We start from the raw sequence: 22,113 nt of genomic DNA, 5'->3' as shown, positions 1-22,113 counted from the left end.
ATTTTTTTGTTAGTGGAGGTACAACATGATGAACGAATACGATTTTGTTATTATTGGAGGTGGAGCGGCGGGATTTGCTGCGGCTTTAAAAGCGGATGAGCTTGATGTGAAGACCCTCATGGTCAACCGAGGCCCGATTGGAGGGACGTGTGTAAACGTTGGCTGTGTTCCGACTAAGTATCTCCTAACCGCCTTGGAACTTAAGAAAAGGGCGTTAGTGAATCATTACTCCGGCTTAGGCTTCACCCTTAAGGAGTTTGACTTTAGAAAACTGCTGGACGGAAAGGATGAACTCGTAAAAAAGCTAAGGAGAGAGAAGTATGAGAAAGTTCTGGAGAGTCTAGAGAACGTGGATTACATCGACGGCTCTGCGAGGTTTAGCTCAAACAGTGAAATCGTGGTAAACGGCGAGAAGATCAAGTTCAAAAAGGCCCTCATAGCAACGGGTGCAAAGCCAAGAATTTTAACCATAGGCGGTGTTGAAGACGTTAAGGACAGAATTCTAACCCACATTGAGGCACTTGAACTTAAAAAGGCTCTCGACTCGGTTGTAATCATCGGTGGGAGAGCCCAAGCCTTAGAATTCGCCCAGATCTTTGCGAGGGCCGGGAGCGAGGTAACTCTTCTGCAGAGAAGCATAAGGATAATGCCCACAGCTGAGCCTGAACTGGCAATAGAGCTTGAGGACATTCTAGGTGAGGAGGGGGTCAATATAAACACTTCCGTGAAGATAAGACGCCTTGAAAGAGCTGGAGAGGGAGTTAGAGTCCATGCTGAAGTGAGGGGAAAAGAGAAGGTGTTTGAAGCACAATACGTTTTCTTCGCGACTGGGAGAAGTCCAAATACTCACAATCTGGGCCTCGAGAACACGGATGTGAAAACCAACGAAAAGGGCTTTGTTATTGTGGATGAAACGCTGAAAGCAGGCAAAAACATTTACGCGGCTGGAGATGTGATAGGTGAGCCTATGTTAGAGACAGTGGCAGCCAAGGAGGGCTTTACCGCGGCAACAAACGCATTGGAGGAAAAGAACATTAAGATCGACTATAGGGTTGTTCCGAAGGTTGTGTTCACCGATCCGCAGCTTGCGAGTGTGGGGTTAACCGACAGGGAAGCCCAAAAGTTTACGGAATGCTCATGCAGAACGGTAGAGATCTCGAACGTCCCAAAGGCATTGATTCTAGGTGAAGAAAGGGGCCTGATAAAAATGGTCGTTGATGCAAAAACAAAGGAGATCCTTGGAGTTCACATCTTAGCTTACAACGCCGCTGAGATGATCCACGAGGCGGCTATGGTAATTAGGAACAGAATGACCGTAGATGAGGTTATAGACACTCTTCACGTCTTCCCGACGATGAGCGAGGCAATAAAGCTTGCCGCACTTTCCTTCAAAGGAGACATATCAAAAATGCCGTGTTGTGCCTTATGAGACTGTCATCACGGGGCAAGTCTTCCTTATGAGGCAGAAAACCCCACCCGTAAGGGCGGGGTAGTTTACTCAAGTGTTACTTTGCTCGAAAGAATGAAACTTTGTATTACTCTCCCATTTTTTCATGTGAAATACGTTTATAACTTCCCCTTTTGTATCTATTAGCATGACCCACCACTACGGCTATGTGAGCGCAGTTTTGGCAGCCCTGCTCTTTGGAATAAGTTCAACGCTGAATAAAATAACCCTTAAAACTGTTCACCCCATGATAATAGCAGGAAGTATCTACCTGACAGCTGGGATAGTTTTAATGTTTCTCCGTTTTACACCCGTCAAGGAGAAGATCCTTGAAAGACTTGAATTTAAAGTCAAAACCCAAGAGGTCTTCTCAAGGCGAGATTTACTGTTGTTAGCTTTTATCGTGCTTTTTGGCTCTTTCTTGGCGCCGCTCTTATTCATGTTTGGACTGAGTAAGACAACAGCTGTCAATGCCTCTCTCCTGCTCAACACGGAAACTCTGTTCACAGTTTTAATAGCTCTCATGGTCTTTAAGGAGAAAGCCTCAAGAAGAGGCATCCTCGGGATTCTCTTAATTTTAATTGGGGCTGCTGTGATCTCAACGGAGAATTTCAGGGAGGTGGAGCTCAGCAAGGGTATCCTCGGGAATATTTTAATAATCTCAGCAGGCCTTTCATGGGCGATAGATAACAATTTGAGCAAGCTCCTGAGCATTAAGCGAGATCTTCTATTGGTGACTTCTCTAAAAGGGCTTTTTGGAGGAAGTGCATTGTTAGTTTTAGCTTCTCTAATTGGAATCCCCCTTCACATCCCACTTCAGAGCCTTCCATATGTATTGACGGTCGGTGCTTTCAGTATAGGCTTTTCCATCGTGCTCTTCCTCTTTGCCCTCAGGGAGATCGGTGCAATGAGAACAGGGGCGATTTTCTCAACTTCCTCACTAATTGGTGCGTTCTTTGCTTTTCTCATACTTGGAGAAGGTTTTGGAATAGCTAAAGCGCTTTTTGGCATTTTGATGTTCCTCGGGGTGTACCTGCTTTCTCTGGATGAATTTTAACAAAGAAAATTAAAAGAGAAGTTCGACCCAATTTTCCCTCTTCTTCTTGTATATCTTAACTAATCCCTTTTCCTCTAGGCGCTTAAACATCCGCCAGGCGGTGGTTTTTGGGATTCTTAAGACATCTTTGACCTCAGCTTGAGGTGCTTTGCCTCCCCTGTCGTAGAGGTATAATAAAACTCTCATCTCATCCCTTGAGAGATCCATATTTTCGATTTTCTTTTGGAACTCTTCTCTGCTTAATGGGAGGGAGGAACTGCTTGTGGGACTTTCAGATGGCTGCTTCTTGATGAATAAATACCCTCCAGCAATCAGTATTGCTAGGATTGGTAGTACATAAAGGAGCCATTTTGTTTCTTGCTGTACTCCCTGTGGTGGCGAAGTGGGAGAGATGCCTTCGACTTCTGATCCCGAAGTGGTTGATGAAGGGTTTCTTTCGATTACATATGAGACGCTGATGTTTCCAGGAGGCATTACAAGTTTATTCTTGTCGATTTTAAGGGGGACTGAATTTAACCCAACTATCACGGCATTTTCAGGGAAATCAATCGTTACCGGGACCTCAGAGGTCAAATTAACACTCCAAAGAGGGCCTTCTTTAGAGGTTAAATCAGGAGTGTAGTAGGTAACCGTAATAGCAGTTACATTTTCAAAGTAAATGGACAAAATGGAGTTATTTAACTTGTATAAGAGGGGCTCATTATTTTCATCTCTAACCATTAGACCCTTAACGTTTCCCCCCATTAGAGGAACATCCACCACTACAGTATATTCATCGGGAACTATCACTTGGGTAACTTTTACATACCCATCTTCATATATGGTAAGCTCCAGAGTTTCTACTGTATATTGGGCTAAAGCAAGGGGTGAAAAAACAAAAAGCAGGAGCATGCTGATTATAAGCTTCTTGTTCACCTGAGATCCCTCCGTAGGCTGCTAATGGTCTTCTTCTGGGGACTCGTCAGATTCGTCATCTCTTGTGGAATTATATTCACCACTCTCCTTTCCCCAATTTTCTGTATAGTTCTTCTCATACTCCTTGCTCTTATCTTCGTGTCCCTTCTCTTCATTGTCCCATTTTTCTGTGTAGTTTCCATCATACTCCTTGTTCTCCTTTTCTTCTTCCCATTCGTACTCCTCTGTGGAGTTCTGGTTTTCATAGTGCTCCTCTTTTTCCTCTTCCCACTCTTCACGTTCGCAGTAACGTTCGTAGTAGGTATGCTCGGAGTCTCCTTCTTTGTATTCCTCGCAGTACTCTTTGAGGTATTCCTTATAAAACTCCCTTTGAACTTCTTTGATCTCCTTGATTATGTCCTTCAGCTCGTCATTCAGGTCTTTGATCAGCTCTAATGCTTCCTCGTATTCACCCTCTTTCACAAGCTCGTTCACTTGAGCCATGATATCTTGGAGCTCTTCTTGGTAATCTTGCAATATGTCTTGGATTTCTTCTTGATAATCCGGTGGGTATGTGACGTTAGCTACCTGCGTAAGGTTTTCGATTATGCCCATAAGTTCGATTGTCTTGTTTATCTGAACGTTGAGTTTTGACATGAACGTTAGGGCTATGTCCTCAGCTTTCATTGAGAGCATTTGTGGGATTAGCTCCTCCTCAATTGCTTCACTTAGCCTGTCCTTAAGCTCTTCGGCAGTTTCGAGATCATTTTTGAGTGCAGTAAGGTTTCCATTATCTATGTCAATTCCCACTTTTTCATAAGCCTTTGCTGTTTGGTTATACAGTTCAAGAAACACTGAAACATCTATTCCCAGCTGTGATGCCTCACTTAGTATCTCCTCAACATAAGAGAGATATTCCTTGGCCCTGTTAAGTTCTTCTTGGGCCTCAACAACAAGTTCTTCATGTTCCTCGGTTTCGTTTTTAGCTATTTTTTCCTCTTCTGGCATCAGTTCTTTGATAATATCTCTATATCCCTCCATGGCATCCATTGCAAGCTTTATTGCAAGCTGGTAGTTGGAGCTATTATATGCCTCCCACGCTTTTTCTCTGAGAGCTTCCGTTTCATTAAACTCCTTTAGGATTTCATTGTCTACATTAAGGGTAACGTTAATCATGACGCTGGTATAGTTTGAGAGCTTTTCAATAATAAGTAGCAATCCATAAGCCTGCTCTGCTAAGCTCACATTAAGGGTAGTATTTACAGTTACGTTGCTTGTTCCCTCCGTGCTTCCCTCGAAGGAAACAGTTTCGTTTGATACTGTTGCATTGCTTGCTAGTCCTATGCTCCCAAGCAGCAAGAGGACAAAGATTGATGCACCAATCATTTTCTTTGAGATCATTTTTTCTCACCTCATGCTCTAATACTCTCTCCTAATATTTTAGGGAACCGGCGAAATTTGAAGGTTTCATCCGGTTTCTGGGAGTTTCTTTTGATGAATAGAATCGTATTATCCCTAGTGGTCGATAGTTGGGGATTTTAGGCACCTTTTCAGGATTTGTCACTTGGTTAATGAGTGATTGAGAACAATGTTTATAAGTCTTTGCACAATTGCTCAAATATAGGGGCGGATAAATATGACAGAAGTATGCAAAGTGTATGAGGAACATATGGATAAGATAATTGAAGTTAAAAAGAGGTTGCCAGAGGAGGAGTTAATTTTAGATGTTGCAGACTTTTTTGACGCCCTTGGAAATCCAACAAGGTTGAAGATTCTTTTTGCACTTTTGGAGGAGGAGCTCTGTACGTGTGACCTGTCAAATATTACGGGACTTTCGGTTTCTGCTGTCTCACATCAGCTTAGGGTTTTGAAAGATAGAAAAATTGTTACTTACAAAAAAGACGGGAAAAACGTTTTCTACAGGTTGGATGACGAGCACATAAGGGAGATTCTAAAAATTGCATTAGAGCATCTGAGAGAATAGTCTAAAGCCCTCTCCAAAACTCACTGATGTCTTCAGACAAAAGTAGAAAAGAAAAATAGTCTAACCTAGTTCGTTGTACTCTCTGGATTTTAGGTTTATTCCAAGGTTGGTGATTTTCCTTCTCTTGGTACAGATTTGCTGGGGTTTTTTACTTTATTATCCTCCCAGTGCTCTTGAGTACTTTAAACACCCACCAAATCCCCTCCATGATTAAGAGCAAAGCTTATAAACATTTGCACAAATGCTCAAATGTAAAGGTGATAAATTATGAATAAAAATAATGCATTTCATAGGATGAGCATTTCTACGGGGCACTTGAAATTAAAGCAAAGTCTCCTGGAGAATGTGGGATGTTTTTCTGTAGCTGTATGCACCGGGGGTGAAATAGATGCCTAAAAAGCTTAAATTGGAAGGTCTCGACTGTGCAAGTTGCGCTTACGAGATAGAAGAAGCCCTTAAGAAAGAGGGCTTTGAGTTTGCCTTAGTTAACTTTGCTACAAAGGAGGCTATAATCGAGGGTGACATCGGAAAGGCCAAGGAAATAATCAAAAAGGTCGAGCCTGATGTTGAGGTTATAGAAGCGGACGAACATGAGCATGGACACAGCCACGAGCACGGAGAGGAAGAGGAGTACGGAAAGACGGTGTACATGATAGGAACCTCACTGTTGCTCTTCTTCATAGGGCTAATTTTGCGCTACTACTACGACATGGACAACGCCCTAGTATTTGGGATATTCCTGGCGAGCTACGTCATCTCCGGCTGGAAGGTGCTGAGAAGTGCGGTAGTTAACTCCATCCGCGGCAACGTCTTCGACGAGAACTTCCTTATAGCAGTGGCCACCATAGGTGCTTTTATAATCCGAGAATATCCGGAAGGAGTAGCAGTTATGCTGTTCTACGTCGTTGGTGAATTCTTCCAAGATCTTGCAGTTGGAAAGTCGAGGCGCTCGATAAAGGCTTTACTTGCGTTAAAAGCTGAGTATGCCAATTTACTTCGGAACGGTGAGATCGTCAAGGTCAAGCCTGAGGAACTGAAAGTAGGGGATATAATAATCATTAGGCCAGGTGAGAAAGTCCCCGTTGACGGCGTTGTTATTGAGGGTACTTCGAGCGTTGACACCTCTGCCCTAACGGGAGAGAGTGTCCCAAGGACTGTGAAAGAAGGCGAGGAAATCCTCTCGGGAATGGTCAACCTCAGCGGCCTTCTAAAGGTTAGGGTCACTAAAGAGCTGAGTGAGTCAACCGTCTCGCGCATCCTTGAGCTCGTTGAAAACGCTAGCGCTAGGAAGGCTAAGACGGAGAAGTTCATCACAAGGTTCGCCCACTACTACACTCCTGCTGTTGTTGGCATAGCGGCACTGATTGCTACTGTCCCCCCACTCGTAACGGGGGATCCATTTACCCCTTGGGTCTATAGGGCTCTTGTGGTTCTGGTCATCTCGTGCCCCTGTGCCCTCGTGCTCTCGATCCCGCTCGGCTACTTCGGAGGCATTGGTAGGGCGGCGAAGGAGGGAATACTCGTCAAGGGCTCTAACTACCTGGATGCCCTCAAGGAGGCCACAATAGTGGCCTTCGACAAGACGGGAACCCTAACCAAGGGAGTCTTCAAGGTCACGAAGGTGGAAACAAGAAACGGCTTCAGCGAAGAAGAGATAATAAGGTTCGCCGCTTTGGCAGAGGCCCACTCGAACCACCCGATAGCGAAGGCCATAAGGGACGCCTATGGGAAGGAGATCAACGAGGCCGAAATCAAGGAGTACGAGGAGATAGCAGGCCACGGCGTGAGGGCAAAGATAGATGGCGTGGAAGTTATGGTCGGAAACGACAGGCTCCTCCACAGGTTCAACGTTGAACACGACACCTGCCGCGTGAAGGGAACCGTAGCCCATGTCGTGATCAATGGCAAATACGCAGGCTACATTATAATCTCGGACGAGATAAAGGAGGACTCACCAATAGCCGTTAAGGAGCTCAAGCGCCTTGGAGTGAAGAAAGTAGTCATGGTCACTGGTGACAACAGAGAAGTCGCGGCAGAGATAGCTAAGCAGATAGGCCTCGACGGCTTCTACGCGGAACTCCTCCCCGAAGACAAGGTGAAGGTCATAGAGGAACTTGAAAAGGAGAAGGGCAATGGCAAGGTCGTCTTTGTCGGGGATGGAATAAACGATGCTCCTGTCTTGGCAAGGGCGGACGTTGGCGTGGCCATGGGTGCTCTTGGAAGTGATGCCGCCATAGAAACGGCCGATGTAGTCATAATGGACGACAAGCCCTCAAAGCTGCCAAGGGCGATCAAAATAGCTAGGAGAACGCAGAGAATCGTCTGGCAGAACATAATCCTTGCACTCGCCATTAAGCTGACCTTCGTAAGCCTTGGAATCCTAGGAGAAGCGACAATGTGGGAGGCAGTGTTTGCAGACGTGGGTGTCTCCCTAATAGCGGTCTTCAATGCGATGAGGATTCTGAGGTGACTTTCCTTATTTTTCATTTCGGCTGGAACTTCCACAAAAACAACCATATCTTTTTCATTTTGTTAAATTTTCTAGCTTAAACTTCCTATTTAGTGAATAATAATCCTTTTGTGCTTTACAGTAGAGTAAGCATTGAAAGGGAAAAAGGTGATTCAAAATGAACGGCAAAATGAATGAAATGGAGAAGAAAGGTGAAATGAAAGGCAAGGGCAAGATGAAAGGTGGCTGCAAGGGCCACGGAAAGGGTATGAAAGGTCACGGAATGCACGGGACGGAGAAGATGGATGAGCCAAAGGGGGAGTACGCTTATGTCCGGGAGGTCGAGGCAGGATTTGACGAGACCGTTGAGAAGGTCAAGGAGGAGCTGAAGAAGGAGGGCTTCGGAGTCCTCAGCGAAATAAGGGTTGACAAGCTCTTCAAGGAGAAGCTCGACCTCGATATGGAGCCCTACGTAATCCTTGGGGCGTGCAATCCGAACTACTCGAGCGAGCTGATAGGGATAGACCTCAACAGCGGCACATTCCTCCCGTGCAACATGGTAGTCTACGTCAAGGAAGGGAAGACCTACGTGAGCTTACTTCTCCCGACGGTGGCCATGGGCGTTACCGGGAACGACGAGCTCCTTGAAGTGGCCGAGAAGGTGAAAGAGATATTAAAGGATGTGGTGGATAGGATCTGATTTCTTTATTCGAGTTTATCTCTAAGAAATCTTATCGGGTTAAAATCAGAAAATTATTTGGAGGGTGTAGAGTGAAAGGAGGGAATAATGAAGAAGAGAGGCATGTCAAGCACGAAGTCACAGATCATAAAAATCATAAAACTGGACCCCATAGTGGAAGGAACCATGAGATGCATAAGGGCCATAAGATGGAGGAGCATGACAAGCATGGGCATACAGAGCATGAACATGAGAGCCATGGTAAACACAAACACTCCCACGCGGAGCACCACAGAATGATGATGGAGGACTTCAAAAGAAGGTTCATTGTTTCTTCGATACTCACGATTCCGATACTCCTTCTCTCGCCGCTGATACAGAACTTCTTTGGTTTCAAGTTAACTTTTACTGGTGATCACTACGTTCTTTTTTTGCTTTCCGCAATGGTATACTTCTACGGTGGATGGCCGTTCCTTAGAGGGATGCAAGACGAGTTAAAAAAGAAAATGCCTGGGATGATGACGTTAATTGCCCTAGCAATCACGGTGGCGTTTTCTTACAGTGTTGCCGTTACATTTGGATTGCCCGGGAAAACATTTTACTGGGAGCTGGCAACGCTTATCGACATCATGCTTCTGGGCCACTACATTGAGATGCGCTCCGTCCTCGGCGCCTCAAGGGCTTTAGAAGAGTTGATAAAGCTTATGCCTACCGAGGCACACTTAATAACTCCTGAGGGCATAAAAGATGTCCCGGTAAGTGAACTTAAGAAGGGGGATGTGGTTTTAGTTAAGCCCGGGGAAAAGATACCCTCCGACGGTGTTGTCATTGAGGGCGAAACGAGCGTAAATGAGGCAATGCTTACCGGTGAGTCGAAGCCCGTCTACAAAAAGCCCGGCGACAGTGTTATAGGTGGTTCAATAAATCTCGAAGGCGCAATAAAGGTCAGGATAGAGAAGACAGGGAAGGATACTTACCTCATGCAGGTTGTTGAGCTTGTGAGGCAGGCCCAGGAGACGAGATCTAGAACCCAAGATTTGGCGAACAGAGCTGCTTTTTACCTCACGCTCATAGCGATTACAGCGGGAAGCATAACCCTCGGAACGTGGCTTTATATGGGAATGCCCTTTGTCTTTGCCCTTGAACGTATGGTGACGGTGATGGTCATAACGTGTCCGCACGCCCTTGGATTGGCGGTTCCACTTGTTGTTTCGGTCTCAACTTCGCTTTCCGCCAAAAAAGGAATTCTTATAAGGAACAGGGAGGCCTTTGAGAGAGCTAAAGACGTCCAAGTGGTGGTATTTGATAAAACTGGAACACTAACAGAGGGCAAATTTGAGGTAACTGATGTAATCCCACTGGAAGACGTTGAAGAATACGAAATTCTAAAATATGCTGCTGCCCTTGAAGCCCACTCAAGCCATCCAATTGCGCAAGGTATAGTTGAGAAGGCAAAGGAGCTCAATCTCGAATCCTACGAAGTCAAGGAATCAAAAGTTCTGCCGGGTAAAGGAGTTCAAGGTATTATTAACGGAAAAGAAGTCTTTGTAGTGAGCCCCAATTTCGTGAAGGAAAATGGCCTTTGGAAAGATGATGAGCGTGTTGATAAGGTTCTTGAGCAAGGTAAGACCGTGGTCTTCTTAATAATAGATGGAAAGCTTGCAGGGGCAATAGCCTTAGCAGATAAGATAAGACCTGAGTCAAGGGAAGCGATAAAGAAGCTCCATGAGATGGGTATTAAGGCATATATGCTTACAGGAGACAACGCCAAAGTTGCAAAGTGGGTGGCGGAAGAGCTTGGTTTAGAAGGGTTCTTTGCAGAGGTTTTGCCTCATCAGAAGTCTGAGAAAGTTAAAGAGCTCCAGGAAAACGGGTTCATAGTTGCAATGGTGGGGGACGGTATAAACGATGCCCCGGCTTTGATTCAAGCCGACGTAGGTATAGCTATCGGAGCTGGAACCGATGTGGCAATAGAGAGTGCGGACATAATCCTCGTCAAGAATGACCCAAGGGATGTGATAACGGCAATACACCTTGCGAGGGCAACTTATGGTAAGATGGTGCAGAATTTAGCGTGGGCTACTGGTTACAACACATTTGCTATTCCCCTAGCAGCTGGTACACTTTACAGCTATGGGATATTGCTAAGTCCTGCCGTGGGTGCTTTGTTAATGAGCTTGAGTACAGTTATAGTTGCCATAAATGCAAGGTTTTTGAAGGCTTAAACTTTATTTTTGGAAAATTTTCGATTTGATTATTTCCATTTCGGTAGAGATAAACCATATAATCTTTAGAAAAAGAGTAGGTATTGGTGAAAGAAAAATGATGTTTGAGAATATTGGTGGAGACTTTTTGGTTCATGTTGGAGAAGAATGGGGGTGGCATCATATGATGGGATTTGGTTGGTTTGGATGGTTCGGCATGATTTTCATGCTGATCTTCTGGGTTCTGATAATAGTTGGGATAGTGTGGCTCGTCAAGTGGCTGATAGAAAGTACAAGCAGAACGGAAAAAGCCTCGAAGAAGAGGGCACTTGAAATTCTCGATGAAAAATACGCCAGAGGTGAGATAGACGACGAGGAATATGAAAGGAGGAAGAGAAAAATCTTGGAAGGCTGAAGATCTCTCTATTTTTTATTCTTAAGTATCAAAATGAAACCCCTCAAAGACAGTCGCGTGTTGGGTTTCCTCTTATGATATCTATTCTTGTGGACAACAAAACTCTAAGTGTTGAGAGCGTTTACTATACTCTCCACTATGGGATTTTAATGGGATTTTAGGGAGAATGCTGAATATACTTATAGCAGAACGTACTATTAGAAGAAGGCTCTTAAAAGCCCACTTAAAGCTAAAAGAAACAGCAGAAAAAGAAACCTCTTAGTCAGCAAACACGGCTTTGTACAAGCCAACTATAATATCGCCAACCTCACAATAAACATCCATATAGTTGACCTTTGTTAAGTTAAATACTCTCGAACCCATCTCCCTGATTTCCTCCAGCGAGAATCCAAGGTGGGTGTCCTTCAAAGTTTCTTTAAGCTCTTCATGCTCGTGTTTAAGGACATCAACTATCACCACAATTCCCCCATCCCCTAGAACCTCTTTCATGCTTCTTAGCACTTTCTCTGGCTCTAGAAAGTGGTGGAATGCTAAGGTGGATAAAACAACATCAAATTTCTCTGGGGCATTTATATTGTACTGTTTGTTTGCAATATTGACAGATTCCTTAATTTTCTCGGCGACTCCCCATATGGGAATTATACCCTTATCCTTAAGTCTCTTCAGCATGCTTGGAGTTATATCCAACCCATAGATCTCTACATCGACTCCGTTATCTTCGAGCTTCTTTTTGATCCTCTCAGTAAAGAATCCGGAACCGGCCGCAACGTCTAGTATCTTGAGTCCTTTTCTATTCAGCTTCATGATTTCACTGACTATCTCTTCTACTATTGTCTGTATGCACTCTTCTCTAAGATAATCTCTAACAATATCGTCCCTTTCCGGGGCTTCTTTTTCGAAGTACTCTATCTGATCCATAAGCTCATTTATTGAATTCTCATCAAAGCTGAGCTTTTTTAGAAACTCTCTGACCTCATCAAGAGTCGGTATCATGCTCTCACCGCCTGGAACCCTCTCTCAAGATCTTCGATGAGATCCTCAATGTCCTCTATTCCAACTGAGACTCTGATGAGCGAGTCTTTTATCCCCACTTTCTCCCTCTCTTCCTTGGGAACGGAAGCGTGCGTCATGATTGCCGGCAGCTCTATGAGCGACTCGACACCTCCGAGGCTCTCAGCAAGTGCGAAGATCTCTAAGCTTTCAACGAACTTTATGGCCTTCTCAAGACCCCCTTTGAGCTCAAAGGAAAGCATCCCACCGAAGCCTCGCATCTGTCTCTTCGCGAGCTTGTGCTGTGGATGAGATGGTAAACCTGGATAGTAAACGCGCTCAACAAGCGGGTGCCCCTCAAGGTACTTCGCTATTGCCATGGCGTTCTTCTCGTGCCTCTCCATCCTAACGGCGAGCGTTTTAATCCCCCTCATGACGAGCCATGAGTCAAAGGGGGAAAGGATCGCCCCGATAGCGTTCTGGTGGAACTTGAGCTTTTCATAGAGCTCCTCATCGTTTACCATAACCGCCCCACCGACAACGTCCGAGTGCCCGCCGAGGTACTTGGTGGCACTGTGGAGGGTTATATCTGCTCCGAGGTCGAGGGGGTTCTGGAAGTAGGGACTCGCAAAGGTGTTGTCCACTACCACTATGATGCCCTTCTCGTGGGCGATCTCGGCTATCGCCCTTATGTCTGCAAGCTTCAGGAGCGGATTCGTGGGAGTTTCAAGCCAGATCATCCGCGTGTTTTCCCTTATTGCCTTTCTAACGTTCTCTGGATTTCTCGCGTCAACGTAGGTGAACTCAAGTCCGAAGCGCTCCATTACCTGGTTGAAGAGCCTCTTTGTGCCGCCGTAGAGGTCATCGAACGCTATAACGTGGTCCCCTCTCCTTAACAGCGCCAGAAGCACCGTTGACTCGGCTGCAAGTCCGGAAGAGAAGGCAAGTCCGTACTTTGCATTCTCAAGCGCTGCTAACTTTCTCTCAAGACCGTCCCTCGTTGGATTGCCGCTCCTCGAGTAGACGTAGCCCTCTTCAACCTCCTTTACGCTTTTCTTTGCAAAGGTTGTTGAGAGGTGGATCGGTGATACCACATCGCCGTATTGCATTCTCTCTGGTTCTTCGCCTATGTGAATCGCCTTAGTTGAGAACCTCATCTCAGCACCTCCAGAACCTTTTCATCCTTAATCTCGAAGCCGTTCTCCAGCATCCATTCATCATTGAAGATTTTCGTCAGGTAGTTCCTCCCCGTGTCTGGGAATATCACGACGGCCTTCTTGCCCTTAACACCATTTTCTTTGAGGTACTTTATGGTTCCATAGAGAGCTGCCCCCGAAGAGCCTCCTGCTAAAATGCCCTCTTTCCTTGCAAGGAAGCGAGTCATTGCAAACGCCTGCTGGTCATTAACTACCACTATGTCATCAACTAAGTTCAAATCTACAGTATCTGGTAACAGGTCTTCCCCTATTCCCTCGACAAGGTACGGATGAGCTCTCTTTACAGCTTCCTCTAAACTCATTCCTTTTTTCACAAGGTTGTATATCGAGCCGACGGGATCAACCCCGATTATCTTGACCTCCTTCCTCTCCTTTAGATAGCGCCCGATTCCGGTTATCGTCCCTCCGGTGCCTATACCAGCGAAGAGGTAGTCTACTTCCCCATTGGTCTGCTCCCAAATTTCCCTGGCGGTCGTTTCGTAATGAGCTATTGGATTGTACTTGTTGAAGTACTGGTTGGGTATGTAGGCGTAGGGGATCTCCTCGACCTTTTCCTCAAGGATGTCCTTCAGCTCTTCCAGTCTTTCTTCCCTAACGAGTCTTTGCACGTATTCGACTATTTCCCTGAGTTCTTCCCTACTAATAGCTCTCTCTTTCTTCCATATGAGGTTCCTTACGGCTTCGGCGACTTTATAATAGGAGTTCGGATCACTTGGGGAAACGGCTGTTGGTGTTCTTATGACGAACGCTCCGAGGGCCTTAAGGAGGAGCTCCTTCTCAATGCTCATTTTGTCGGGCATCGTGAAGACCGTCAAGTAACCTTCATCAGCTGCCACTAATGCAAGACCAACACCGGTGTTTCCAGAAGTTGGCTCAATTATCACAGCTCCCTCGACGATTTTACCCTCTTTCTTTGCACCCTCAATCATGTATTTCCCGATTCTGTCCTTTATGCTTCCCCCAGGGTTGAAGAACTCCACCTTAGCATACAGCTCATTCTTGAGGCCAAAGTACCTCTCTATCTTCTTGAGCCTCACCAGTGGAGTGTTCCCTATCGTCTGCACGATGTCATCATAAATACTCATTTTTGTGTAATTTTCCTCCATTCTAACCACCACTTACACATTAGTGACTAAAAGTGCATATATATCTTTCGATTGCGGCAAAGCTGCTTTTTGAAAAAGAGGGAACAACTCATGGTTATTTAACGAAAGGTTTGAAATAAAAGGTTTTGGACAGAACTGTGAAGTCCATAGGCTTTTTTTGTGTTTTATTTGCTTTTATGGTTTTGTCGCCACTATTAGCCTTACGATATCATAAAAGAGATTCTCAACTTTTTCTATTTTAAAGCCTGCCCTCTCAATGTTTTTCTGAGTTTCTCTAAGCATTGAAGTACCGAGGAGCGTTCTTATGAAGGGCTCCATGAGGTAGAGAGGGACGTTGAGAAGCTTTGATTCGCTTTTCATGTGCTCAAGAAATATTGCTCTTCCTCCGGGTTTTAGGACTCTATAAGCCTCTTTTAGTCCTTTAATCGGATCTGGAACTGTACAGAAGACGAACGTGCTAACTATAGTGTCGAAGGTATTATCCTCAAACTCCAGATCTTGGGCGTCCATGTATAAAAGCTTGACGTTCTCCAGTCCGAGCTTCCTTCTCCGTTCTTCAGCTTTTTTAAGCATGTTTCTGCTGAAGTCTATGCCAATAACCTCCACATCCTTCGGGTAGTATGGGAGATTCTTTCCCGTTCCCATTCCTATCTCAAGGACTTTACCTTTAACAAGACTTAGGGCTTTTTTCCTGTATTTTGAAAAAGCTTGTATCTCCATCGGGCTCTCAAACAGATCATAAATCTTTGCAAATCTATCATATTTTTTCGCGGGGTTCACGGTTCTCGCCTGTTAATTATCTTTGCAAACTTCCAATTAAGATTATCCTTCCATTCTGGTAAAGGAACAACTTTTTGCTTGCCATGTTGGGAATGATAAGCCTATTAATATTGTGTTCACTTAGTAGTAAGTAGAAAAAGAAACAGGAGGATGATAAGATGGAATGGAAGTCGCTATTAATCGGATTCATAATTGGGGCGCTCATAGCAATCCCATATGGCCTAGCCCACTCAGGCGGGGTTGATGAAGATAGAGGAAGCTTTTGGAATGGCTGGGGAATGATGAACGGCCATGGAATGAGCATGATGGGCTATGGTATGCATGGTATGATGAATGAACATGAAGAGATGGAAGAATACATGATCGATGGAAACTTCACCGAGCTCCATGAAGAAATGGAAGCGGAGATGGAAGAGCACATGGGTGTTAGCTGGGAAGAAATGAAGGAAATGCACGAGGCATGTGAGAAGTATATGGGTTTTGAAGAAGAGGAAGAAGAGAGCCCATGACTTGCCTATCTTTTATTCATATTTTGAGGGATTGGTGCTGTGAAAGGACTTTTTACGCTAATGTCCTCAGTGTCATTCCATAAAATTTGGCAACTTACATAAGAGGTGCCACAAAATGAAAAAGATTGTCTTGATATTATTTGGTCTGTTAAGCATGAGCGGAAGAGTTCTAGCCGAGCCCATAAACGAATTTACGGGATTGACGACCCTTTCCGTAATAGCACTTGGGATTCTGAATGCATTTAGGCCCTCTATTTTTCTGATGATTGTGTTTCTCCTCTCGATGATAGCTCTGATCGACAAAAATAAGGTTCTCAAAGTTGGACTCTCGTTTACTGCGGGAGCTTTTCTAGGATATACCATAATAGCCTCCGTCTTGATGAACCTCCACGGAAAATTTATCGGCTTAAGGTACTTTGTTGTGGCATTTGGTATCCTAGTGGGGGCATACAAAATAGCATCATCTCTGGGATATGTGAAAATATCCCCAAGCAACCCCCTGAGGGAGAAAAGCAACAGAATTCTTGAGAGAGCTACATCACCACCGAGTGCTTTTTTAGTTGGTGGCATAATGTCTTTTCTCTCTCTTTCGTGTGTCCTTCCCTCATACCTGCTTGTAACCTCTTTGTTATCTGATGGATTCTCCTTAGGCACTAGGGCAGTACTCTTGGGAGTGTTCATTGGGATTTCAGTGCTTCCCTTGGCATTAGTTACGTTGGGGTTCCACTATGGAAGCAGATATGCAAAGCTCGGCGAAGCGGTCAACAAACTCTCAAAAATGAGTGGAAGAGAGGATTTAGCCATGGGGGTGGTGCTCGTGTTCGTGAGCATCCTTTACCTTCTGCTCCTTGGATAGTTTAACTTTCTCCAGATTTTCCCTTGCCTTCTTGAACTCCCGGAAGCAAGTTGGACAGCAGAAGAAGTAGACTTTGTTGTGGTACTTGTAAACTATCGGTTCTCCAACGATTTCCTTTCCGCAGTAGTCGCACTTGAAGGGCACCTTTATTTTTGGTTTGAGCTTCCTTTCTCTACTTTCAAGGATTGGCATTATCTCAATAACCTCCACGCCAGTGCCCTCAATAACTCGCCTGAGGTCTTCCATACTGTCCACAGCGACTTTTATGAGGTACTTCATGCTTGTGAAGCGGTTTATCTCGATTATCTCCTCGAACTCGTCCATCTTTTTCGGGTTCTCAGTTTTAACAACTAGAGCAACTACATTATGGGCCCTCTGAAGTTCCGGGTTTAGCTTTATGGTGTAACCCTGGATTATCCCTTCCTTTTCGAGCTTTTCCAGTCTAGATCTTATTGTAGGTCTGCTAACTCCGAGCCTATCGGCCAGCTCGGATATGCTTAGCCTTGCATTGTCCATTAAAAGGTATATAAGCTTTAGATCCAAATCATCTAACTTGGTCATTCCAACACCTCCATTCTCTGTGAGTATTGGTTGCCAAAATATAAAAAACATTTGGTTAGCGTTTACATTTTGGTATGAATAATACCCATAAGTTCCGTCACGAAGTAAATATTGGTGGTGGAAGTGAAGATCACTCTTAAAGTTAATGGCATGACATGTGCTATGTGTGTTAAAACCATAGAGATGGCCTTAGCTGAATTGGAGGGTGTTAAAGCTGCAAAGGCAAACCTAAACAGTGAGACCGTCTTTGTTGATTTTGATGAGTCAAAAGTTAGCTTAAATCAGATCATCAAAGCCATAGAAGATGTGGGCTACGAGGTTATTAGGGAGCGCAGGGATGCCGTGATAAAGATAGGGGGCATGACGTGTGCAATGTGCGTTAAAACCGTTGAAAATGCGATAAAAGAGCTCCCTGGGGTCATGGAGGTGAGCATTAATCTTGCAACTGAGAGCGCAAGGGTCTCTTACAATCCGGCTCTTGTAACGGTTGAGGACATCAAAAAGGCCATTGAGAGTGTCGGCTACGAGTTCATAGGGGTGGAAGGAGAGGAAACTCACGACATAGAAAAAGAAGTAAGGGAAAAGCACATAAAGGACATGAAGCGCAACCTTGTAGTAGCTTGGAGTGTTGGGATACCCCTATTTATTTCTATGCAGCTAAAGAGGTTTGGAATTCACATTGAAAATCTGATCTATGCTCAGTTTCTTCTCGCGACAATAGCCATAGCCTACGCCGGCAGGGGAATTTTCAAAAAAGCCTATTCCTCACTTAGACATAAGACCCTTAACATGGAGGTCATGTACTCTTTGGGCATAGGTTCCGCTTATCTGACGAGCGTTCTGGCCACATTTGGGATAATTCCAAAGGAGTTTAACTTTTATGAAGCCAGCGTCCTTCTTATGGCGTTTCTTCTCTTGGGTCGTTACCTTGAAGCAAGGGCAAAAGGGAGAACAAGTGAGGCGATAAAGAAACTCATGGGGCTCCAGGCAAAGAAAGCTACCATTGTAAGAGATGGGAAGGAAATCGAGGTTCCGATTAGTGAGGTTAAAGTTGGAGATATAGTTATTGTAAAGCCGGGTGAAAGGATTCCAGTGGATGGAGTAGTTATTGAAGGAGAAAGCTACGTGGATGAGTCTATGATCACAGGTGAACCTATCCCTAACTTAAAAAAGATTGGAGATAAAGTCATCGGAGGGACTATAAACAAGAACTCCTTCCTCAAGATTAGAGCGGAAAAAGTTGGAAGGGATACACTCCTCGCTCAGATAATAAAACTAGTTGAGGAAGCCCAAAACACGAAGCCTCCAGTGCAGAGGCTGGCTGACACTGTGGTGACTTATTTTATACCTACTGTCCTTGCAGTATCTCTGCTCTCCTTTGCATACTGGTACTTCATAGCCGATAGGCCATTGGTGTTTGCCTTTACCACTCTACTCAGCGTTCTCGTCATAGCCTGTCCGTGTGCCTTTGGTTTAGCAACTCCAACAGCTTTAACGGTAGGCATTGGGAAGGGGGCCGAGCTTGGAATATTAATCAAGAATGGTGAGGCATTGGAGATAGCTAGAAAAGCCACAGTTGTCCTCTTTGATAAAACCGGAACACTCACAAAAGGAAAGCCAGAGGTTACGGATGTGATACCTTTGGACATGGATGAAAAAGAGCTATTATCGTTAGTTGCGTCTGCAGAAAAGCGTTCTGAGCATCCTCTTGGCGAAGCAATCGTAAGAAAGGTGGAAGAGCTTGGAATCGAGATAGAAGAGCCCGAAGAATTTGAGGCAATAACTGGAAAGGGAGTTAAGGCCAGGGTTCGTGGGAAGGAAGTTCTTGCTGGTAATAGGAAGCTTATTATCGAGAACGGCATCAGCCTTGAAGGGGTTGAGGAGACCCTCCAGAAGCTTGAGAGCGAGGCGAAGACTGCTATAGTGGTGGCAATAGAAAGGAAGATTGTAGGGATCATCGGCATAGCGGACACGATCAAAGAAGGCGCTAGAGAAGCTATCGAAGAGCTCCACAGGATGGGGAAGAAGGTGGGGATGATAACAGGCGACAACAAACGAACTGCGGAGGCGATAGGGAAGGCCTTGGGCGTTGACTACATCCTTGCGGAAGTCCTGCCGGGAGACAAAGCCAACGAAGTCAAAAAGCTCCAAGAGAAGGGGGAGATAGTAGTCTTCGTTGGTGATGGCATAAATGACGCTCCTGCTTTAGCTCAAGCAGATGTTGGCATAGCCGTTGGAAATGCAACCGATATAGCAATGGAGAGTGGAGACATAGTATTGGTCAAAAATGACCCAAGAGATGTTGTCAGAGCAATAAAGCTCAGTCAAAGGACACTATCAAAGATAAAGCAGAACATATTTTGGGCCATGTTTTACAACACGATTCTTATACCCTTCGCCGCCGGGCTTGCGTATGTGCTCTTTGGAGTAACTTTCCAACCAGAGTGGGCAGCCGGGGCTATGAGTTTAAGCAGTGTCAGTGTCGTTACAAACTCCCTCATGCTTAAGCGGGTTAGGGTTTGACAACCCTTTTATCTTTTGAAGACAAAATAAATGGTGATGATCATGATAGTGGAATACGATGGAAAGATCGACTTCACTAAGGGAAAGGTTGTGCTATGGTTTTCCATCCCGGGATGTCCTCCGTGCAGGCTAGTTGAGACCTTTATGGAGGAATTAAGTGAGGAATTCAAAGATATCCGAGTTATTCATGTACACGCAGAAAAATGGGAAGATCTCGTGGACAAATTTGACATTCTAAATGTTCCCACCCTTGTTTACCTCAAGGATGGGAAAGAAGTTGCAAGACAGAACCTCATAAGAACCAAGGAGGAAGTCCTACTGAAATTTGAAGAACTTCGTGAAAGTTAGCTTTGAATCAATTTGAAGCTTTCAAAATCCTTTTATATTTTTAGAAAGAGTATATTTCAGGTGAAAGACGTGAAAAAAGTTATTGGAGCGGCAATTTTGTTGGGTTTGGCAGTGGGAATTTATATTCTAGGGTCTCAAGAAGGTGGAAGATACATAACTCTGAGGGCGACTTTCAAAATGGGTGGCGCAGTTTACAGGGGGTACGAGGTTGAAGGAGGAGTGCTTGTTTTTAAGTTTGAACGAAGTGGGGACTTCTTTACACAGGCAATAGAGACAAAAGAATTCACCACAAGGGAGAAGCTTTCTCCTGAGAAAGTAATTATGGAGATAAACACCAATGGCCAAATAAAAAGGTATGAGGCGAAGTTGATTGAAGAGAAAGGAGATGTAGTTATTTACGAGGCTAGCGAGCTCTAATTCTCTGGAACCCCAACAGGAAAGATGTATAAAGGCTCTCCAGGTACATCAATTACTTTTTTGACTTCTCTATCTCTAAAAGCCCCAACTGCAACAGTCCCAAGTTTTAGGGCGGTAACTTGAAGGTAGATGTTTTGTCCCATGTGTCCGGCATCTATGTGCACGTACCTATATCCTCTCTCCCCGTATCTTCTTGTCGTCCTTTCGTAGTGGGCAACTATGATAATGTTTATCGGTGCGGTTTCCACGTGCCTTTGATTGAGGCATGCTCTTGCTAATGGCCTGCTTAAGTCGCCTTCTCTCACGAGCTCTAAGCTATGAGTTTTCCCATCGTAGTGATAGAGACCGGGCTTAAGGCCTTCTACTTTTGACACCGCTACATAAACTTCAAATGGATAGCAAGCACCTGCACTTGGAGAAGTTCTTTTACCCCAGGCGTTTATTCCATAAGCGGCCCAGAGTATCTGAGACACCTCTTCAAGGGTTAGCGGCTCATCTTTGTATTTTCTTATGCTTTTCCTCAGGTTTATCGCTTCCTCAACGCTCATCTCACCTTTAAGCCTTGGGGCAGGAAGTTCAACCTTCATGGCGCATCCCAGAATTGATGAAGGTGTCTTCATTGATTAAGGTTTTCCAAAACCAAAGGTGGAGATGGAGGTGGAATTTTCTTCATCTATATTGCACTTTAATAGACTACTGCGGAAAGATATTTAAAATGACTTTCTAACCCCATCGTGGTGAAGAAAATGGAAGAAAAGCTCATCCTCTTCGTCTGCGTGAAGAACTCCGCAAGAAGTCAGATGGCAGAAGCTTTCTTCAACCACTTCAACGATGACCTGAGGTTCAAGGCCATGAGCGCCGGGACGGAGCCAGCTGAAAAGATAGACCCACTAGCGAGGAAGGTCATGGAAGAGATTGGAATTTCTCTCGAAGGCCAGTACCCGAAGCTCTACACCGAAGAGATGGCCGATAAAGCTTACATCGTCATCACGATGGGCTGTCTCGACAAGTGCCCCTACGCTCCACCAGAAAAGACCTGGGACTGGGGGCTCGATGACCCCTATGGCCAGCCGATAGAGAAGTACCGCGAAGTACGGGACGAGATAAAGCGCCGTGTGTTAAAGCTCATCGAGGACTTGAAGGCCGGAAAGAGCAGAGAAGAGATAATAGGTAGGAAGAGCCTTTTCACTCTTTGAACACTTCTCCCGTAACCAAGTCTATCCCAATTTTTCTAACCTTCAGCTTCCAGAGCTTCTCTGGAGCACCGCCGCCTTCTTCCTTATACCCGGCCATCTAGATTATTCCCGCGTTTTCAAGGGCAAAGAGAGTAAGGTGTCTCTTTGGGGCCTGCCTCAAAGTTAATGAGAAAAGCAAAGTGGAGGCTCTTTAGTCCGCTGGCTTTACTATCTCCACTTCCCCCTATCTTCTCTGCCCCGACCGTGTTGAAGACCGTCCCGTACTTCTCTGCAAGCTCCTTAACGCGCATGATCTTCTTCTCGTCCTCGTTCGTGGATACCGTGATCTTGTAAGTTATCTCCTTCAGCTGGGGCTCATCGAACCCGCGCCAGCCTTTAACTTCAACCTCAAAGCCCCTCACGTCGAGGCGCATTTTCTTGATGAGCCTCCCCCAGTTGACGGTTAAACAGCCGCCTATGGCAGCCAAGAGGTACTCCGTTG

General features: G+C 45.1%; 22 protein-coding genes. 13 read left to right on the top strand and 9 right to left on the bottom strand.

Annotation, left to right across the window (positions count from 1 at the left end):
- The first annotated feature begins 28 nt into the window (after positions 1-28).
- On the top strand, positions 29-1,429 hold the full coding sequence (merA, locus tag NF859_RS02475; RefSeq protein ID WP_252742832.1) for a mercury(II) reductase: 1,401 nt from the start codon (positions 29-31) through the stop codon (positions 1,427-1,429).
- Between the two features lie 166 nt (positions 1,430-1,595).
- The gene (locus NF859_RS02470; protein ID WP_252742831.1) at positions 1,596-2,504 is read left to right on the top strand and encodes a DMT family transporter; all 909 of its coding nucleotides are present in this window, start codon (positions 1,596-1,598) and stop codon (positions 2,502-2,504) included.
- A 9-nt stretch (positions 2,505-2,513) separates the two neighbouring features.
- Here NF859_RS02470 and NF859_RS02465 read toward each other — a convergent pair whose 3' ends face one another.
- Positions 2,514-3,419, bottom strand: a complete 906-nt coding sequence (locus NF859_RS02465) for a helix-turn-helix transcriptional regulator (RefSeq protein ID WP_252742830.1) — start codon at positions 3,417-3,419, stop codon at positions 2,514-2,516.
- A gap of 21 nt (positions 3,420-3,440) precedes the next feature.
- Complete coding sequence (locus tag NF859_RS02460; protein ID WP_252742829.1) at positions 3,441-4,799, bottom strand: hypothetical protein; 1,359 nt, start codon at positions 4,797-4,799, stop codon at positions 3,441-3,443.
- 235 nt (positions 4,800-5,034) lie between these two features.
- Here NF859_RS02460 and NF859_RS02455 point away from each other — a divergent pair, with 235 nt between their 5' ends.
- The 5 genes from NF859_RS02455 to NF859_RS02435 all read left to right on the top strand — a co-directional run bounded on the left by NF859_RS02455 (position 5,035) and on the right by NF859_RS02435 (position 11,129).
- A complete protein-coding gene (locus NF859_RS02455) occupies positions 5,035-5,382 on the top strand; it encodes an ArsR/SmtB family transcription factor (protein ID WP_252742828.1) in 348 nt (115 codons plus the stop codon).
- 388 nt (positions 5,383-5,770) lie between these two features.
- Entirely contained in the window at positions 5,771-7,852 is a 2,082-nt protein-coding gene (locus tag NF859_RS02450) for a heavy metal translocating P-type ATPase (protein ID WP_252742827.1), read from the top strand.
- 157 nt (positions 7,853-8,009) lie between these two features.
- A complete protein-coding gene (locus tag NF859_RS02445; RefSeq protein WP_252742826.1) occupies positions 8,010-8,531 on the top strand; it encodes a DUF302 domain-containing protein in 522 nt (173 codons plus the stop codon).
- Between the two features lie 71 nt (positions 8,532-8,602).
- On the top strand, positions 8,603-10,735 hold the full coding sequence (locus NF859_RS02440) for a copper-translocating P-type ATPase (protein WP_252742825.1): 2,133 nt from the start codon (positions 8,603-8,605) through the stop codon (positions 10,733-10,735).
- 97 nt (positions 10,736-10,832) lie between these two features.
- Positions 10,833-11,129, top strand: a complete 297-nt coding sequence (locus tag NF859_RS02435; RefSeq protein ID WP_252742824.1) for an SHOCT domain-containing protein — start codon at positions 10,833-10,835, stop codon at positions 11,127-11,129.
- 258 nt (positions 11,130-11,387) lie between these two features.
- Here the strand turns inward: NF859_RS02435 and NF859_RS02430 are convergent, their stop codons facing one another.
- From NF859_RS02430 to NF859_RS02415, 4 genes are all read right to left on the bottom strand, one after another.
- Positions 11,388-12,122 carry a class I SAM-dependent methyltransferase gene (locus tag NF859_RS02430; protein ID WP_252742823.1) on the bottom strand — a complete coding sequence of 245 codons (735 nt, stop codon included), beginning with the start codon at positions 12,120-12,122 and terminating at the stop codon, positions 11,388-11,390.
- The gene (locus NF859_RS02425; RefSeq protein WP_252742822.1) at positions 12,119-13,276 is read right to left on the bottom strand and encodes a cystathionine gamma-synthase; all 1,158 of its coding nucleotides are present in this window, start codon (positions 13,274-13,276) and stop codon (positions 12,119-12,121) included. Before NF859_RS02425 ends, NF859_RS02430 begins: the two co-directional genes overlap by 4 nt.
- Positions 13,273-14,442, bottom strand: coding sequence for a PLP-dependent cysteine synthase family protein (locus NF859_RS02420; protein ID WP_252742821.1), 1,170 nt, complete (start codon positions 14,440-14,442; stop codon positions 13,273-13,275). Before NF859_RS02420 ends, NF859_RS02425 begins: the two co-directional genes overlap by 4 nt.
- Positions 14,443-14,616: 174 nt before the next feature.
- The gene (locus NF859_RS02415) at positions 14,617-15,222 is read right to left on the bottom strand and encodes a class I SAM-dependent methyltransferase (protein ID WP_353936091.1); all 606 of its coding nucleotides are present in this window, start codon (positions 15,220-15,222) and stop codon (positions 14,617-14,619) included.
- A 158-nt stretch (positions 15,223-15,380) separates the two neighbouring features.
- Between NF859_RS02415 and NF859_RS02410 the strand changes: the two genes are divergently transcribed.
- Both NF859_RS02410 and NF859_RS02405 read left to right on the top strand, forming a co-directional pair.
- Entirely contained in the window at positions 15,381-15,731 is a 351-nt protein-coding gene (locus NF859_RS02410) for a hypothetical protein (RefSeq protein WP_252742820.1), read from the top strand.
- Positions 15,732-15,846: 115 nt separating this feature from the next.
- A complete protein-coding gene (locus NF859_RS02405) occupies positions 15,847-16,587 on the top strand; it encodes a GAP family protein (RefSeq protein ID WP_252742819.1) in 741 nt (246 codons plus the stop codon).
- Here the strand turns inward: NF859_RS02405 and NF859_RS02400 are convergent.
- Entirely contained in the window at positions 16,528-17,148 is a 621-nt protein-coding gene (locus NF859_RS02400; RefSeq protein WP_252742818.1) for a TRASH domain-containing protein, read from the bottom strand. The two genes, NF859_RS02405 and NF859_RS02400, sit on opposite strands and share 60 nt — an antisense overlap.
- Before the next feature lie 123 nt (positions 17,149-17,271).
- On the opposite strand from NF859_RS02400, the gene NF859_RS02395 reads away from it, so the two are divergent.
- From NF859_RS02395 to NF859_RS02385, 3 genes are read left to right on the top strand one after another with little or no spacing between them, the layout of a single operon-like run.
- Positions 17,272-19,671: a heavy metal translocating P-type ATPase gene (locus NF859_RS02395; RefSeq protein ID WP_252742817.1), complete on the top strand. Its 2,400-nt coding sequence runs from the start codon at positions 17,272-17,274 to the stop codon at positions 19,669-19,671.
- Positions 19,672-19,713: 42 nt separating this feature from the next.
- A complete protein-coding gene (locus NF859_RS02390; RefSeq protein WP_252742897.1) occupies positions 19,714-20,019 on the top strand; it encodes a thioredoxin family protein in 306 nt (101 codons plus the stop codon).
- 60 nt (positions 20,020-20,079) lie between these two features.
- A complete protein-coding gene (locus NF859_RS02385; protein ID WP_252742816.1) occupies positions 20,080-20,436 on the top strand; it encodes a hypothetical protein in 357 nt (118 codons plus the stop codon).
- On the opposite strand, the gene NF859_RS02380 is transcribed toward NF859_RS02385, so the two are convergent.
- Positions 20,433-21,023 (bottom strand): SagB/ThcOx family dehydrogenase, encoded by a 591-nt coding sequence (locus NF859_RS02380; protein WP_252742815.1) that lies wholly within the window; start codon positions 21,021-21,023, stop codon positions 20,433-20,435. The two genes, NF859_RS02385 and NF859_RS02380, sit on opposite strands and share 4 nt — an antisense overlap.
- A 159-nt stretch (positions 21,024-21,182) precedes the next feature.
- Between NF859_RS02380 and NF859_RS02375 the strand changes: the two genes are divergently transcribed.
- A complete protein-coding gene (locus tag NF859_RS02375; protein WP_252742896.1) occupies positions 21,183-21,632 on the top strand; it encodes an arsenate reductase ArsC in 450 nt (149 codons plus the stop codon).
- Positions 21,633-21,748: 116 nt separating this feature from the next.
- Here NF859_RS02375 and NF859_RS02370 read toward each other — a convergent pair whose 3' ends face one another.
- Complete coding sequence (locus tag NF859_RS02370; protein ID WP_252742814.1) at positions 21,749-22,099, bottom strand: OsmC family protein; 351 nt, start codon at positions 22,097-22,099, stop codon at positions 21,749-21,751.
- Positions 22,100-22,113 lie beyond the last annotated feature (14 nt).

The organism is Thermococcus alcaliphilus (assembly GCF_024054535.1).
Taxonomy (GTDB): domain Archaea; phylum Methanobacteriota_B; class Thermococci; order Thermococcales; family Thermococcaceae; genus Thermococcus_A; species Thermococcus_A alcaliphilus.
This window is presented reverse-complemented; position numbering and strand designations above follow the sequence as displayed.

Bases quoted from the DNA above. Each gene is read 5' to 3' on its own strand.
- NF859_RS02410 (WP_252742820.1), top strand. From the start codon at position 15,381: ATGGAATGGAAGTCGCTATTAATCGGATTCATAATTGGGGCGCTCATA.
- NF859_RS02470 (WP_252742831.1), top strand. From the start codon at position 1,596: ATGACCCACCACTACGGCTATGTGAGCGCAGTTTTGGCAGCCCTGCTC.
- NF859_RS02390 (WP_252742897.1), top strand. From the start codon at position 19,714: ATGATAGTGGAATACGATGGAAAGATCGACTTCACTAAGGGAAAGGTT.
- NF859_RS02460 (WP_252742829.1), bottom strand. From the start codon at position 4,799: ATGATCTCAAAGAAAATGATTGGTGCATCAATCTTTGTCCTCTTGCTG.
- NF859_RS02400 (WP_252742818.1), bottom strand. From the start codon at position 17,148: ATGACCAAGTTAGATGATTTGGATCTAAAGCTTATATACCTTTTAATG.
- NF859_RS02375 (WP_252742896.1), top strand. From the start codon at position 21,183: ATGGAAGAAAAGCTCATCCTCTTCGTCTGCGTGAAGAACTCCGCAAGA.
- NF859_RS02425 (WP_252742822.1), bottom strand. From the start codon at position 13,276: ATGAGGTTCTCAACTAAGGCGATTCACATAGGCGAAGAACCAGAGAGA.
- NF859_RS02435 (WP_252742824.1), top strand. From the start codon at position 10,833: ATGATGTTTGAGAATATTGGTGGAGACTTTTTGGTTCATGTTGGAGAA.
- NF859_RS02455 (WP_252742828.1), top strand. From the start codon at position 5,035: ATGACAGAAGTATGCAAAGTGTATGAGGAACATATGGATAAGATAATT.
- NF859_RS02380 (WP_252742815.1), bottom strand. From the start codon at position 21,023: ATGAAGGTTGAACTTCCTGCCCCAAGGCTTAAAGGTGAGATGAGCGTT.
- NF859_RS02405 (WP_252742819.1), top strand. From the start codon at position 15,847: ATGAAAAAGATTGTCTTGATATTATTTGGTCTGTTAAGCATGAGCGGA.
- NF859_RS02450 (WP_252742827.1), top strand. From the start codon at position 5,771: ATGCCTAAAAAGCTTAAATTGGAAGGTCTCGACTGTGCAAGTTGCGCT.
- merA (WP_252742832.1), top strand. From the start codon at position 29: ATGAACGAATACGATTTTGTTATTATTGGAGGTGGAGCGGCGGGATTT.
- NF859_RS02430 (WP_252742823.1), bottom strand. From the start codon at position 12,122: ATGATACCGACTCTTGATGAGGTCAGAGAGTTTCTAAAAAAGCTCAGC.
- NF859_RS02420 (WP_252742821.1), bottom strand. From the start codon at position 14,442: ATGGAGGAAAATTACACAAAAATGAGTATTTATGATGACATCGTGCAG.
- NF859_RS02445 (WP_252742826.1), top strand. From the start codon at position 8,010: ATGAACGGCAAAATGAATGAAATGGAGAAGAAAGGTGAAATGAAAGGC.